At 59.1% G+C, this 14,213-nt stretch carries 17 protein-coding genes; 4 read left to right on the top strand and 13 right to left on the bottom strand.

Going from position 1 to position 14,213, the window contains the following annotated elements:
* Nucleotides 1-4: 4 nt before the first annotated feature.
* Entirely contained in the window at nt 5-481 is a 477-nt protein-coding gene (locus tag ACR0M9_RS15330; protein ID WP_267365789.1) for a class I SAM-dependent methyltransferase, read from the top strand.
* Here ACR0M9_RS15330 and ACR0M9_RS15325 read toward each other — a convergent pair whose 3' ends face one another.
* Nucleotides 482-1,624, bottom strand: a complete 1,143-nt coding sequence (locus tag ACR0M9_RS15325) for an alpha-D-ribose 1-methylphosphonate 5-triphosphate diphosphatase (protein WP_480774016.1) — start codon at nt 1,622-1,624, stop codon at nt 482-484. It abuts the gene before it with no gap.
* A 52-nt stretch (nt 1,625-1,676) separates the two neighbouring features.
* Here ACR0M9_RS15325 and ACR0M9_RS15320 point away from each other — a divergent pair, with 52 nt between their 5' ends.
* Nucleotides 1,677-2,360 (top strand): DUF1045 domain-containing protein, encoded by a 684-nt coding sequence (locus ACR0M9_RS15320; protein ID WP_480774015.1) that lies wholly within the window; start codon nt 1,677-1,679, stop codon nt 2,358-2,360.
* Here the strand turns inward: ACR0M9_RS15320 and phnN are convergent.
* From phnN to phnG, 8 genes are read right to left on the bottom strand one after another with little or no spacing between them, the layout of a single operon-like run.
* Nucleotides 2,342-2,890, bottom strand: coding sequence for a phosphonate metabolism protein/1,5-bisphosphokinase (PRPP-forming) PhnN (gene phnN, locus ACR0M9_RS15315; protein ID WP_480484059.1), 549 nt, complete (start codon nt 2,888-2,890; stop codon nt 2,342-2,344). The genes ACR0M9_RS15320 and phnN overlap by 19 nt on opposite strands.
* Nucleotides 2,887-3,570, bottom strand: a complete 684-nt coding sequence (gene phnL, locus ACR0M9_RS15310) for a phosphonate C-P lyase system protein PhnL (protein ID WP_480774014.1) — start codon at nt 3,568-3,570, stop codon at nt 2,887-2,889. Before phnL ends, phnN begins: the two co-directional genes overlap by 4 nt.
* A 22-nt stretch (nt 3,571-3,592) precedes the next feature.
* Entirely contained in the window at nt 3,593-4,363 is a 771-nt protein-coding gene (gene phnK / locus ACR0M9_RS15305) for a phosphonate C-P lyase system protein PhnK (RefSeq protein WP_480484061.1), read from the bottom strand.
* Nucleotides 4,360-5,220, bottom strand: coding sequence for an alpha-D-ribose 1-methylphosphonate 5-phosphate C-P-lyase PhnJ (locus ACR0M9_RS15300; protein WP_480774013.1), 861 nt, complete (start codon nt 5,218-5,220; stop codon nt 4,360-4,362). The genes phnK and ACR0M9_RS15300 overlap by 4 nt, the downstream gene beginning before the upstream one ends.
* Nucleotides 5,217-5,813 (bottom strand): HAD family hydrolase, encoded by a 597-nt coding sequence (locus tag ACR0M9_RS15295; protein ID WP_480484063.1) that lies wholly within the window; start codon nt 5,811-5,813, stop codon nt 5,217-5,219. The genes ACR0M9_RS15300 and ACR0M9_RS15295 overlap by 4 nt, the downstream gene beginning before the upstream one ends.
* The gene (locus tag ACR0M9_RS15290; protein WP_480488329.1) at nt 5,810-6,901 is read right to left on the bottom strand and encodes a carbon-phosphorus lyase complex subunit; all 1,092 of its coding nucleotides are present in this window, start codon (nt 6,899-6,901) and stop codon (nt 5,810-5,812) included. The genes ACR0M9_RS15295 and ACR0M9_RS15290 overlap by 4 nt, the downstream gene beginning before the upstream one ends.
* A gap of 3 nt (nt 6,902-6,904) precedes the next feature.
* On the bottom strand, nt 6,905-7,480 hold the full coding sequence (gene phnH / locus ACR0M9_RS15285) for a phosphonate C-P lyase system protein PhnH (RefSeq protein ID WP_480488331.1): 576 nt from the start codon (nt 7,478-7,480) through the stop codon (nt 6,905-6,907).
* Nucleotides 7,480-7,938 (bottom strand): phosphonate C-P lyase system protein PhnG, encoded by a 459-nt coding sequence (gene phnG, locus ACR0M9_RS15280; protein ID WP_480484066.1) that lies wholly within the window; start codon nt 7,936-7,938, stop codon nt 7,480-7,482. Before phnG ends, phnH begins: the two co-directional genes overlap by 1 nt.
* A gap of 103 nt (nt 7,939-8,041) precedes the next feature.
* Between phnG and phnF the strand changes: the two genes are divergently transcribed.
* Nucleotides 8,042-8,752 carry a phosphonate metabolism transcriptional regulator PhnF gene (gene phnF / locus ACR0M9_RS15275; RefSeq protein WP_480484067.1) on the top strand — a complete coding sequence of 237 codons (711 nt, stop codon included), beginning with the start codon at nt 8,042-8,044 and terminating at the stop codon, nt 8,750-8,752.
* A gap of 199 nt (nt 8,753-8,951) precedes the next feature.
* Here phnF and phnE (ACR0M9_RS15270) read toward each other — a convergent pair whose 3' ends face one another.
* From phnE (ACR0M9_RS15270) to phnC, 4 genes are all read right to left on the bottom strand, one after another.
* Nucleotides 8,952-10,319 carry a phosphonate ABC transporter, permease protein PhnE gene (phnE, locus tag ACR0M9_RS15270; RefSeq protein WP_480774012.1) on the bottom strand — a complete coding sequence of 456 codons (1,368 nt, stop codon included), beginning with the start codon at nt 10,317-10,319 and terminating at the stop codon, nt 8,952-8,954.
* The gene (phnE, locus tag ACR0M9_RS15265) at nt 10,316-11,197 is read right to left on the bottom strand and encodes a phosphonate ABC transporter, permease protein PhnE (protein ID WP_480774011.1); all 882 of its coding nucleotides are present in this window, start codon (nt 11,195-11,197) and stop codon (nt 10,316-10,318) included. The genes phnE (ACR0M9_RS15270) and phnE (ACR0M9_RS15265) overlap by 4 nt, the downstream gene beginning before the upstream one ends.
* A gap of 66 nt (nt 11,198-11,263) precedes the next feature.
* Nucleotides 11,264-12,166 (bottom strand): phosphonate ABC transporter substrate-binding protein, encoded by a 903-nt coding sequence (phnD, locus tag ACR0M9_RS15260; protein WP_267365714.1) that lies wholly within the window; start codon nt 12,164-12,166, stop codon nt 11,264-11,266.
* Nucleotides 12,167-12,233: 67 nt separating this feature from the next.
* The gene (phnC, locus tag ACR0M9_RS15255) at nt 12,234-13,055 is read right to left on the bottom strand and encodes a phosphonate ABC transporter ATP-binding protein (RefSeq protein ID WP_480774010.1); all 822 of its coding nucleotides are present in this window, start codon (nt 13,053-13,055) and stop codon (nt 12,234-12,236) included.
* 163 nt (nt 13,056-13,218) lie between these two features.
* On the opposite strand from phnC, the gene rpe reads away from it, so the two are divergent.
* The gene (gene rpe, locus ACR0M9_RS15250) at nt 13,219-13,908 is read left to right on the top strand and encodes a ribulose-phosphate 3-epimerase (RefSeq protein WP_209598264.1); all 690 of its coding nucleotides are present in this window, start codon (nt 13,219-13,221) and stop codon (nt 13,906-13,908) included.
* Nucleotides 13,909-14,213 lie beyond the last annotated feature (305 nt).

Below are 14,213 nucleotides of genomic sequence, written 5' to 3'. Positions count from 1 at the left end.
CGTCATGAGCCGACTGGATTCCATGCTGCGCCGACTGACGGCCCAACGTGACGGGCTGAACTGGGCAGCCGAACAGATCAGTGACCAAACTGGCGATGTGCTGGATATGGGGCTAGGCAATGGCCGCACCTATGACCACCTGCGAGAGATCCTGCCGAACCGACGGATCTGGGTGATGGATCGTGTGCTGCAATGCCACCCTGACAGCACCCCACCAGCCGAAGATTTCCTGCAAGGCGAAGCTGAACCCATGCTGCGGAAACTGATGGCCGAGGGGCACAAGATCGCGTTGGCGCATTATGATTTCGGACGTGGCATCAAACACGAAGATGTGGCCGAGGCCGCACGCCTCAGCCCGTTGATCGCGCAGGTCATGCGGCCCGGAGGGTTGTTGATATCCGGCCAGCCCCTTGTCGGCTTCAACCAGATCAAAGGGCCCGAGACGATCGCACCGGACCGTTACCTGTTCTATACGGCCTGATTACGCCACACGGCGACCTCGCGCCCAAACCGAGTTGAGGGCTGGCACACCTGCGCGCATCCGGAAACGGATAACATCGGCGCGGGCATTGACGCGCAACTCGCCACGATCCTCAAGCCCGGCGGCCTGCGCCGGGGCCAATGTGACGGTCTTCATTCCACGCGCCATATCGCCCCACATTTCACCCAGCATGACCGCAGACAATAACAAGGCCGACGGCACGTAATCCGAGGATATCACGTCCAGGTGCCCAAGCTCGGCCAATTCGCTGGCCGCAACATTACCGGAATGAGAGCCACCGCGAACAACGTTTGGCGCGCCCATCATGACCTTGATACCGTGATCATGACACGCTCGCGCAGCTTCCACCGTTGTGGGGAACTCAGCCAGCCGAATGCCGTGACCTGCCGAGATCTTCACCTGATCTTCGGTCGTATCGTCATGACTGGCAAGCACGGCCCCAAATCGGCGCGCGGCCTTGACGGTTTCGACCTCGTGCACATCACCGTTGCGGTCCCGTAGGCTTTTCAGCTGAGCCACATGCTGAAAGAACGTATCATCGTCCATGGCATATTTGCCCTTCAGAAAGGATTCCAGCTTGCCCATGTCGCGAAACTGACGCTGGCCGGGGGTGTGATCCATGATGGACACAAGGCCAACCCTGTCCTCGGGTCCAAACTCGTCCAGTTCTTCGATCAGTGTCTCGGAACACACCTCTGCCCGCAAATGCAGGAAATGGCTGATCTTGAGCGCATCCTGCTCGCGCAGATCCCACAACTCCCGCGACAGGCCGCGGGCATATTTTCCGTACCGTCCTGCACCGGAGGGGATTGAACCTACCCGCATCGCATCGAACACACTTGTGATCCCCACGCTGGCCAGTTCCGCGTCATGGGCCAGAATGGCGGCGGCATGGGGCCAATGCACATTGGGGCGCGGCTGAATATGGCGTTCAAGATTATCCGTGTGCAACTCGACAAGACCGGGGCTGACATAGTCGCCTTCGCAATCTGTAGCACCTGCAGGAACTGCACGCCCGGTATCAATTTCGATGATGGTGTCACCCACAATTCGAACACAGCCGGTGACGGTTTCATTCGGCAGCACAAGCGTGGCATTGGCAAGGATCAAGTCTTCTGTCATCTGAACTTCACGCAATCTGAGGTATTGGAAGGCCACTTAATAGGAGGCCAATGTGACATTCACGCGATACGCGATCTATTTTGCGCCACCCGCCGGGGCGGCCTGGACGAAATTTGCGACCAGTTGGCTGGGCTGGGACATGGCAAAAGGAACGCAGGTCGCGCATCCGATCATGGGTGGCATCGACATTGCCTCCGTCACTGAGGTGCCGCGCAAATACGGACTGCACGCGACCCTGAAACCGCCGTTCCGGTTGCGCGATGGCCTGTCCTTTGACGCATTGCACCAGGCGTGCATTGCGCTGGCTGCGCGCCAGCAGCCCGTCACTCTCGACGGCCTGGAAATTGCCCGCCTTGGCCGGTTTCTGGCGCTGCGCCCGCTGGGTGAAACGCAGGAGCTGAATGCGCTGGCAGCGGCCTGTGTTCGCGATCTCGACCGGTTTCGCGCACCTGCCACTCAGGCCGAACTGACGCGCCGCCGCGCCGCGGGACTGACCCCCGAGCAGGACGCTAATCTGACCCAATGGGGCTATCCCTACGTGCTGGACGCGTTTCGATTTCACATCACGCTCAGCGGTAAACTGGACAAACCAACCCTCAGGGCAACCCAAGAAGCACTGCACACCCATCTGAGCCCCTTGCTGCCGCAACCTTTCCAGATCACTGATCTTGCCCTGATGGGCGAGGCGGAAGAAGGGCGGTTTCACCTGATCCATCGCTACGCGCTTTCCGGTTGAAGGCGGCGCAGGATTTCGGCAACCGTGTCTTCCAGCGCGCCGGAATTGTCAATTTGGATGACCCGGTTCAGACCATCCGGCAACGCCACTTTGGCGCGACACAACCGCCGCGCCTGCTCGTCTGCGCTTTCCCGTCCCCGAGCGGACAGGCGCCGCGCCAAAACTCCGACATCTGCCGTCAGAGAGATCACAATCAGATCTCCAAACACCTTCTGCGCCTGCAAAAGAATCCCGCGGGAAAGATTGACCAGAACCGCAATCGCCCCCTGACGCTGTCGCAAAATCTCGTCCGGGATACCGTAGAACAGTCCGTGCGCAGGCCAGCTGAGGGCAAAAGCGCCTGCCTGTTCCATCTGCTGGAATTCTGCAACCGAAACCCGGTCAAAATCCTCGCCTTCTTCGCCTGCGGGGCGGGTGATCACCCTTCGCACCCGCCGGACGCCAGGCACCTGTGCCTCCAACGCTTCCATGACGCTGTCTTTGCCAACGCCCGAGGGGCCAACAATCGCTATGACAGGGGCAAGTGTCATGCCGCCAGTCCCGGCGTGAAGTCAGCGACATTGACTTCGCGGTCACAGACGCGCTCACGGGCATCGAGGTCGTGGAATATCCCGACAATCGCCGCGCCACGTCCTTTTGCCTCTTCAATCAGCGACAACACGGTTTCGCGGTTCTGCGCATCCAGACTTGCCGTCGGTTCGTCCAGCAACATCGCCGGGTAGTCATGCGCAAAGCCACGCGCAATGTTCACCCGCTGCTGTTCGCCGCCCGAAAAGGTTGTAGGGCTCAGGGTCCACAAGCGCTCAGGAATGTTCAGCCGCTTCAGTAACTCGGCGGATTTCTCCAGCGCCTCTGTCCTGTCGCAACCCACGGCCAGCAAAGGCTCTGCCACAACGTCCAGTGTCGGCACCCGCGGCACGACCCGCAAGAATTGACTGACATAGCCCAGCGTTTCCCGGCGGAGGGTCAAGATCTGGCGCGGCTCGGCTTTTGCCACGTCCAGACCTCCAACCAGCACCTGACCAGAGGCCGCCAGGTAGTTGCCATAAATTACGCGCATCAGCGTGGACTTGCCCGCGCCAGACGCCCCGGTCAAAGCAACGCACTCACCCGGTTCAACCCTCAACGACGCGCCTTCCATCACCGGGATAACAGCACCGCCCTGATTGTGCAGGGTAAAGCTTTTGCTCACATTGATCAGTTCAATCATTGCTTCACCTTTTCCCAAATACTCAAACCTGCAGAACGCTGGACACTAGCAGTTGCGTATAGGCGTGTTGGGGATCATCCAGCACCTGATCGGTCAGCCCGGCCTCAACCACATGACCATCCTTCATCACCATCAACCGGTCGGCCAACAGACGCACCACAGCAAGATCATGGGTCACGATGATCGCGCTCAGCCCCATTTCACGCACCAAGCCGCGCAAGAGGTCCAGTAATCGCGCCTGAACCGAGACATCCAGCCCCCCGGTCGGTTCGTCCATGAACACCAGTCGCGGGCCAGTCACCAGATTACGGGCGATCTGCAAACGTTGCTGCATCCCGCCCGAAAACGCGGTGGGCCGGTCATCAACGCGGGCCGCCTCGATCTCGACCCGGCCCAGCCAGTCAATGGCCTTGTCTCGGATGTCACCATAGTGGCGCTCGCCCACGGCCATAAGCCGTTCACCAATATTGCCTCCGGCACTAACTGACATCCGCAGCCCGTCACGTGCATGCTGATGCACAAAGGCCCAGTCGGTACGGCTCAACATCCGGCGTTCGGGCTCAGACATGGTTACCGTGTCCACCGGCCCGTTCGCGCGCGTGTCAAAGATCACCTGCCCTGCATCGGGCACCAGATGACCGGCCAGACAATTCAGCAGGGTCGACTTGCCCGACCCGCTTTCGCCCACGATCCCCATCACCTCACCGGGGTAGAGATCAAAAGTAACATCCGCGCATCCGATCCGCGCACCATAGAGCTTTTCGATGCCCTTGACTTGCAACAGGGGGGTCATGCCGCGTTCTCCTCGGCCAGTCGGCCCATATGGCCCGCTTCGCGGCGCGACCGGCAATAATCGGTATCCGAACAGACAAACATTCGGTTGCCCGCATCATCCATGATGACTTCATCCAGATAGCTATCCTCGGCTCCGCACAGGTCACAGGGATGATCGGCCTTGGTGGCTTCGAACGGGTAATCCTCGAAATCAAGGCTCACGACCCTGGTATGTGGCGGCACTGCGTAGATGCGCTGCTCGCGCCCGGCACCGAACAGCTGGATTGCATCCATTTCAAGCTTCGGGTTGTCGAATTTCGGGATCGGGGACGGGTCCATCACATAGCGGCCAGACACTTTCACCGGATAGGCGTAAGCGGTCGAGATCGCCCCGTGCTGGCTGATATCCTCATATAGCTTCACATGCATCAGCCCATATTCTTCAAGGCTGTGCATCTTGCGTGTCTCGGTCTCACGCGGCTCGAGGAAGCGCAGAGGTTCCGGAATCGGCACCTGATAAACGATAATCTGATCTTCGCGCAGCTTCGCCTCGGGGATGCGGTGGCGGGTCTGGATCACCGTCGCCTTCTCGGTTTCCTCGGTCGTCTCCACACCTGCGGTCTTTTCAAAGAACTTGCGGATCGACACTGCGTTGGTCGTGTCATCCGCACCCTGATCGATGACCTTGAGCGTATCCTCAGGCGTCAGCGTCGCGGACGAGACCTGCACCCCTCCGGTGCCCCAGCCATAAGGCATCGGCATTTCACGGCTGGCAAAGGGCACCTGATACCCTGGAATAGCCAGGCCCTTCAGGATGGCCCTGCGGATCATCCGTTTGGTTTGTTCGTCCAAATATGCAAAGTTGTACGCGCTCATAGCAGTCCCCGCGCAGTTAAGGCTACTTCAAAGGCCTGAGGGCTGGTAAAATGTATGGCGTCCATGCCAACGGCGCGGGCTCCATCCACGTTTCTTGGGCTATCATCGACAAAGATACAGTTCTGAGGGGAAAGATCGGCCCGGTCGCACATCCGACGGAAAATCTCGGGCTGCGGTTTCAAAAGCTTTTCCTGACCTGACACTACGGTCACGCCAAAGACCTCGCCCAGCTCAGGATGCACACCAACACCAACGGGCCATGTTTCCGCTGACCAGTTGGTGATCGCATGAACCGGGGTGCCCTGTTCTTTCAAACGATGGAGCAATCGCCAAGTTCCCTCGATCTTGTGTGGGACGGTCATGGCATAGCGCTCAACATAAGAACTCAGACGTCGCTGGTCGTCAGCATCTTCCAGTTCAGCAGCCAGATCAGCGAAATCCTCACCGCCATCGGCCCGCAGATTACGTTCGGGGAAATCGATACGAGTGAGAAACTCTGCCACCGCCTCGCGGCTACCCATCTCATCCAGCCATGCCAAATGCGGATCCCACTGGATCAAAACGTTGCCGATATCAAAAACGACAGCCTTCATTCCGCAGCCTCCTTTGACGTGATCCGCGCGTCAGCCTCGCGGCGCAGTTTGCGGACCAGTTCAAGCTCGGACTGGAAATCCACGTAATGCGGCAGCTTGATGTGTTCGAGAAAACCGGTCGCCTGAATGTTGTCCGCGTGGCTCAGAACAAATTCTTCATCCTGCGCAGGCGCGCCCAGATTGTCTTCGCCCAGTTCCTTCCACCGCAGCGCGCGATCAACCAAGGCCATCGCGATGGCTTTTCGTTCGGATTGACCAAAGACCAGACCATAACCGCGCGTGAACTGAGGCGGCTCGGTTTTTGAACCCTTGAACTGGTTCACCGTCTCACACTCGGTCAGTTCGACCTCGCCGATATCTATGGCAAACCCCAACTCGGGGATGTCCATTTCAACAGCAACCTTGCCGATCCGCAATTCACCCACAAACGCGTGGTTGCGTGCGTAACCGCGCTGGGTGGAATATGCCATGCCCAGCACGAAACCCTCATCCCCGCGTGTCAGCGATTGCAGGCGCAACGGGCGATTGGCGGGGAATTCCATCGGTTCGCGCGTCAGGTCGCCGGGGGTGTCATCACTTGCCGGCTCGTCCTGAATGAGGCCCTCGTCTTTCAGGAATTCAGTGATATGCGGCGTCGGTTCCTGCCGCGCTGAACCTTCCGGAACTTTCGGGACATCACCATCCGCGGCCAGTTTGAAATCCAGCAAACGATGCGTATAGTCGAACGTTGGCCCCAGAACCTGCCCACCGGGCGCATCCTTGAACGTGGCCGATATCCGGCGGTCGCAGGCCATCTCACCTGTTTCGACCGGATTTGAATGGCCAAAACGCGGCAGCGTGGTGCGATAGGCGCGGATCAGAAAGATCGCCTCGATCAGGTCGCCCCGCGCCTGCTTTATCGCCAGCGCAGCCAGGTCGGGGTCATAAAGCGAGCCTTCCGCCATGACCCGGTTCACTGCAAGGCTTAACTGTTCGCGGATCTGTGCAAGGCTCAGTTCTGCCACATCGGTCGCGCCCCGGCGTTCTTCGGCCAACCAGGCATGGGCGTTCTCGATAGCTTTTTCACCCCCTTTGACAGCAACATACATCGCTTACGCCTCCGACGTGATCTGCGTGCTGCGTGGCAGGGCCGCAACCCTGTTGCCGCAGGTAAAGAAGAAATCGCACCCCAGAGGGTAGAGCATCGCGTTCCCCTGAAGCGCCGGAATATCCGGCAGAGACAGGCGCGCGGTCTTTTTGATGCCGGGGCCGCTCAGAACGGCACCGCTCTGCTCTAGCCGGTCGCATTCCACAATCAGGGTCGCAGAACGATCCGGGTATTCCGGCGTTCCGATGCGATAGGCGTTAAGCGGTCCCAATGCCTCCCACGTGCCAACGGCAAAATCAGCCTTTGCTGCGGATACGAGCGGGGCGCCCGTGTGGAATGTCAGCCAATTGCGGATTGCGGCGGTATCGGTGCCTCCGGCCAGGTGAACCCTGGTCTCGGGGTCGCACAGCGTCAGCAGCAGTGTACCGGCCGCCACGGACAGGGGCGCTGGAGGTTCGCCGCCCGATAGCACACGTATGTCGCCCGGGCATGCCATGACGGTCATCGCAGCGCGGAACGCATGTGCAGCATCGACAGGTGCGTTTTCAAAGCCCCCGGAAAACTGTGTTTGCGCGGCCATCAATCTTCCCCCCGAACAAGCGTGAAAAACTCAACCTTGGTGGCCGCTGCCTTGGCCGCGCGAGTGCTTTTGACCGCCTGCATTTGCTGCTGAAGCGGGTCGAGCAGCCGCGCCTGCACCTCATCCGCTGCCCCGGTCTGCATCATCGCATCAATCAATGCTGCGGCTTCGGCCTTGGGTTTCGATCTACCCTGAACATAACCGTGACCAACCGTTCCATCCTGCAACACCACAGAACAGCGCGTGACCGTCATTTCGCCCAGATTGAACGGTGCTCCGGTGCCGCCGGTGCGACCACGCACCATCACGCTCCCGACCTCGGGGCGGCGCAGCCAGTCAAAGCTCGGGCGGGTCTCAATCCCGTCCCACAAGGTCATCAGGGTGTCGTCAGGTGCACGGGCCAGCAAACCCATCCAATCCCTGCGCGCCCCGATCGCGAATTCTGTCTGATCTGTCATCAAAGCCTCTTGGCCGGGTTGTCTATCTAAACTATACAACTAGACAAATATTAACCCGCGTGTGCGCAACACGCAATCTCCAACTGTGTGAAGATTTGGTGACATGAGCAAAACGCCGATCTGGAAAAGCATCGCCCTGCGCCTGACCTCGGACATTGCCGAAGGGCGGTATCAAACCAGTGACCGCCTGCCGACCGAAGCTCAGCTGGCCGCCAAATACGGTGTCAACCGCCACACGGTGCGGCGCGCGTTGGCTGACATGTCGGAACAAGGTCTGGTTCATGCCCGGCGCGGTGCGGGCGTTTTTGTGGCGGCGCGGCCAACCGACTATCCGATTGGCAAAAGGGTTCGATATCACAAGAACGTCTCGGCCAGCGGCAAGATACCGGGAAAGAAAATCCTGGCCCTGACCACACGGGCGGCAGATGAAGCCGAGGCCGAAGCACTGGGTCTGAGCAAAGGGAACCCGGTGCATGTCTATGACGGGTTATCGCTGGCGGATGGGCAGCCCATAGCCGTTTTTCAAAGTGTCTTCCCGGCAGAACGCTTTCCAAACCTGTTACAGGCGCTGACCGAGACCCAGTCAGTAACAAAAGCCCTGCAACGTTGCGGCATCGCGGATTACACCCGCATCTCGACCCGATTGACCGCGCGCGGCGCGACAGCAACGCAAGCCCTTCATCTGCAACTGACCGAAGGTGCTCCGGTGCTGTTTTCGGTCGGTGTCAACGCGGACCCGGACGGCGCACCCGTCGAATATGGCCGAACCGTCTTTGCTGGTGAGCGTGTCACGCTGACGCTGAACGAAGAGTAAACCACTATCCCTGCCGCTCGATCTCGACCTCCTGCCGGAGGTCTCATCCCGTTGGGCGTGGCGCGAAATCCGGATAAACTGCCTTTGGGCCGACGTTATCCGGCAATCGGATGAACGGTCGTGCAAAAGCTCTGTGACACTTTTTCAAACGGTTGCGCCGCACTGAACCGCGCTGTTTTCTTGTCCTTCCAATCCCGGTTCAGGGCAACAGGAACGGTTTGGGATCGGGTGTGCGCGGCCTGCGCTTTTTACCCGACTCGCCCTGGATCAGACGGCGGCGCAGCCAGCCCGAAAACCAATCCATCAGCATCACCATCAGAATGATCAGGATGATGTAGTAGGCGACCTCTTCCCAGTCTTTCTGCGTGATGATTGCTTGCGTCAGCAGCAAGCCAATACCGCCCCCCGTGATTGCACCGATCACCGTCGCACTGCGGGTGTTGGATTCGAGAAAGTACAAAAGCTGGCTCAGCAAAACAGGCGTGACCTGAGGGATAACGCCGAACCGATACCGTTGCGGGGCGTTCGCACCCGTGGACTGCACACCTTCGATCTGCTTCTGATCCACGTTTTCCAACGCTTCCGAGAATATCTTGCCGAATGTCCCGGTGTCCGTCACCAGAATGGCAAGCCCACCGGTCAACGGGCCGGGGCCAAAGGCGCGGGCCAGAACCACAGTCCAGATCAACGCGTCTACGCCGCGCACAAAATCGAATACACGCCGTATCGCAAAGCGGATGGATGTCATCCGGTTGAAATTGCGCGTCGCAAGGAAGGCCAATGGCAGGGCCACAATCGCCGCGCCAAACGTGCCCAGAAATGCCATCAGCATCGTCTCGAAGATGGCCCACGCCACATCCTGATGGCGCCACATCTTGTTGGTCCAGAAATCATTAAAGATCGCACCCGCCTCGCCCGACGCCGCCAGTCCGGCCAGTTCCGGGAAGGACTTGCCGAAATAAGGGCTGTCCAGCGTGAACCAGAACAATTCCCAACCTGTGAAATAGCGAAACACCTCGGACCGGTTGCGGGTGACAGTCAAACGACCTGCGTCCGTGGTCACAGACAGCCGGTTTTTAGAAACGTTGATCCACTCCGGAACCTCACCCTCCGGCAACTCCGCCTGTACACCGGCCGAACGCGTGGGTGTTGCGCGAATGGTGCCATAGCCGGGAATGTCATATTCCACCGTCTGCGCACCGAAACGCACGACATGGCCCTTTTCAAGGTCGATCACAGTTGTCTCGCCCAGTGCCACCCACTCGGGGGCCTGCCCTTCAGGATATGCCCCCTTGCGCTCACCCTCGATGGCGGCAGAGACTTCACCGGTGCGATTATCCCGGGCGATATGCGTTTTGTAGCTATAGCTGTCAGCCACCAGCGTCTTGCCATTTGCCCAGTTTGCGCGCCCCACAAGGCCCGACACGTCAAAAGCAAAGAAGACATAGACCAGATAGACGAAAACCAGAGCAGGCAACCCGAAGTTCACCAACCTCTTGCGGTTGAACAAGCGATCTGCTTCGGCTTTGAGGTCATCAACAGTCAGATTGGTTGCGAAGGTGCTCATGCCAAAGCTCCTTTTTCCGAGCCGTGGGTCAGGCGGTCGCGCAGGTAGCCTGACAGCTGGTCGACGACCACGATTGTAACGAACAGAAGAATGAAGATGGCTGCGGCTTCGTCATAACGCCCCTGCCCCCAGGACATGGCATTGCGCAGCTCGTAACCCAAACCGCCCGCCCCAACAAATCCAAGAATGGCCGAGGCACGGATGTTGATTTCGAACCGCAGCAGCGCGTAGCTGACATAGTTTGGCCCGACCTGCGGGATCACCCCCAGATACATCCGCTGTGACCAGTTGGCACCGACGGAATGCAGCCCGTCCACCGGTTTCAGCGAGGCGTTCTCGTTCACCTCCGAAAACAGTTTGCCCAATGCGCCAGCAGTGTGAATCGCGATGGCGATCATCGCGGGAACCGGGCCACCGCCCAGAATGAAGATCAGAACCAAAGCAATTACAATCTCGGGAATGGCGCGGCAGATGTCTGATATTCGGCGAAACAGCGGGATAAATGACGGCCACAGCGCCATGCCGCGTGTCGACATCAGGGCGAAAAACGTCCCGACAATTGTGCCAACAAGCGTCGCCGCCGCCGCGATGTTGATTGTCTCGATCAGAGCCGGGAAGAACGAGACCAAATTGGCTGGCATTTCAGCAATCTTTTCCCACGCCTCGGACAGAACCTCTGTGGGGTAGTCAAGAATACGGTGCCAGCCATCGACAAAGCTGCCGGCATTCCGGTTGTCGGCTGTGCGAAACCCTGCTGCCATCAACGACAGGAACAGGATCAGGAGAATGCCGCCATAGACCCGCTTGCGTCGTGTCATCGCTGTATAGTCGTTGCGGATCTGATCGACGGATAAGGACCCTGCGGTAAGGTCTGTCATGGAATGCTCCTGAAGGGAAAACGGGGTCTGGTACATCACCAGACCCCGATCATTGGATATGCAGTTTTAGTTGGACTTCAGCTTGCGCGCTTCGATGATGACCTCGTAGGCCTCATGCGTAATTGGATCAAAGCTCTTGGCCTCACCCGCGGCCACACCATAGAAGCATTCGCGGTCTTTTTCATCCAGCGTGTTCCACAATTCGGTGACCTGAGCTTTGACATCCTCGGGCAGAGCCTTGCGCAGTACAACCGGACCTTCCGGGATCGGTGCCGATTTCCAGATCTCGACCAGATCGTTCATGTCGACCAGACCAGCATCCACAGCACGGCGCAGCGCGCCCGACTGATAGCCGTCTTCCCACTCGCCAAGACCATCAGCCCAGGTCACACCGCCATCAACGTCACCGTTGTTCACCGCGACAATTGTCTGCTCGTGACCGCCGGTGAATTTCACCTCAGCAAAATAGTCACCCGATTCCATGGTTGCTCCGGTGGCCTGGGGAATCTCGATCGACGGGATCAGATAACCCGAGGTCGAATTCGGGTCACCAAAGCCAAAAACCTTGCCCTTCATGTCCTCAAGCGAGGTGATGCCGCTGTCCTTGCGTGCAAAACCAACCGAGTAATAGCCGTAACCGCCATCGGTGTTCACCTTAACCAGTACCGGCTCAACCGCTTCGGGGTCGCTCAGATAGGTTTTGGCATAGCCCGACGCACCCAGCCAGGCGACATCAATCGTGCCGCCCAGCAGCCCCTGAATCACTCCGTTATAGTCGGCAGGGGCAAACAATTTGGTCGGAACGCCCAACAGTTCTTCGGTGTATTCGCGCAGACACTCGTTTTTGCTCATCCGGTCCTGAGCGTTCTCGCCACCTAGAATGCCGATGCGGAATTCGCTGATTTCTTCGGCCATGACCGGTGCGGCCAGTGTTGTGGTTGCGACCAAGGCAGCAATCAGTTTTTTCATCTGTCTCTCTCCAGTTTGATAACCCCGGCCTCTCATCGGGCCGGGCGATGAAAGGTGTTGGGACCGCTCAGATGGTTGCCTCTGCTTCCATCAGCGCCTTTTGCGTGGCGTCGAGCGTTTCGATTTCCGTTGATGTCGCTTCTTCCGAGAAGCTGGCACCGGCACCATAGATTTCGCGGGCGACGCCCGTGGTCAGTTGCTCGGGCAGCCCGTCGAACACGATGCGCCCGTCGCGCATCCCAACCACGCGGTCGCAATAGCGACGTGCAGTGTCCAGCGTGTGCAGGTTGGCGATGACGGTACGGCCATCTTCTTCATGGATGCGGCGCAGCGCCTGCATCACAACCTGTGCGTTCATCGGGTCCAGCGAGGCAATTGGTTCATCCGCCAGAATAATCCTCGGGTCCTGCATCAGAGCCCGCGCAATCGCCACGCGCTGTTGCTGGCCGCCCGACAAGGCCTCGGCCCGTTTCGGAGCGTGTTCCGCAATCCCCAACCGGTCCAGGATGTCGATGGCACGGTGAATTTCATCCATCGGGAACAGGTTGAACATAGCGGCCAGCGTGGAATGACGGTTGAGCGTGCCATGCAGCACGTTCGAAACCACATCCATGCGCGGCACCAGGTTGAACTGTTGGAAAATCATCGCACAATCGGCCTGCCAGGCGCGTTTGTCACGGCCTTTCAGTTGGGTGATGTCCCGGCCTTCAAACAGGATTTCGCCTTCGCTGGCATCCGTCAGGCGGTTAATCATCCGCAGCAGGGTGGACTTGCCCGCGCCCGACCGTCCGATGATCCCGATCATGCATGGCTTGTCCACATCCAGCGCCGCGGCATTAACGGCAACATTGTCACCAAAGCGTTTGGTCAGTTTCTTGATACGCAGCACGTGCCACCCCCAATTCATGTTGGCGGACTGCTACAGATGCCGTTCAACGGATATGTGTCAGCGTAGTGAAAGTTTTGTAACGGCACGACACGTGCGGGGGGTATCCATCGCCCCGCCTCACGGGTATACGCATCCGCGACTCTTCAGCTGATACGAGGCCAATATGAGCTTTGACCGCACCATCAAGATCGCGCCGTCCATTCTGTCCGCCGACTTTGCCAATTTCGGGCAAGAAATTCAGGCCATCGAAGCGCAGGGCGCGGATTGGGTCCATGTTGACGTAATGGATGGCCATTTCGTCCCGAACCTGACCTTTGGCCCGCCAGCCGTCAAAGCGTTCCGCCCGCATGTAAAGACGGTCATGGACGTGCACCTGATGATCACGCCGGTCGATCCATACATCCAGGCCTACGCTGATGCAGGCGCCGACATTCTGACCGCGCATGTCGAGGCAGGGGCCCACACCCACCGCACGCTGCAGGCGATCCGCGCCGCGGGCATGAAGGCAGGCGTGGCCCTGAACCCGGGCACCCCGGCTGAGGCGGTCGAACATCTGCTGGACCTCACCGATCTGGTCTGCGTCATGACCGTGAACCCCGGCTTTGGCGGCCAGAAGTTCATCGACATGACTGGCAAGATCCGCAAATTGCGCCAGATGATTGGTGACCGCCCCGTGCATATCGAGATCGACGGCGGTGTTGATCCCCAGACAGCGCCCCTTGTTGCCGCAGCGGGGGCTGATGTGCTGGTGGCCGGGTCTGCCGTGTTCAAAGGCGGATCAGTTGATCGGCCCGAGGTTTACGGTGAGAATATTCGGGCCGTACGGGCCGCAGCTGAAGGCGGGTTGGGCTGATCTGCCAACTCGCGACTGCATAGTTGGCTTTATCCGCAAAACTGAATTTCGTTGAACTCATCGGGCGGGACACACCCCGCCTTGATGTTCTTGTTGCGGCCTTCATTAGGGTCACAGACGCGCCGGGCTGAAGCCCGGCCTACGAGTCGGTCGAAGGCCTTCGATACAATAACTTACAAAAAAGGCCGCCCCTTTATGGAGCGGCCTTCTTTGTTTCACCGATGTGCCGGGCTGAAGCCTGGCCTACGGATTATTCTACGATCTTCGACACGACGCCGGCGCCGACGGTGCGGCCGCCTTCGCGG

This window comes from Ruegeria sp. CH2, from assembly GCF_056537065.1.
Note: the sequence above shows the minus strand (reverse complement) of the source record. Positions and strands in the feature narration are given on the sequence as shown.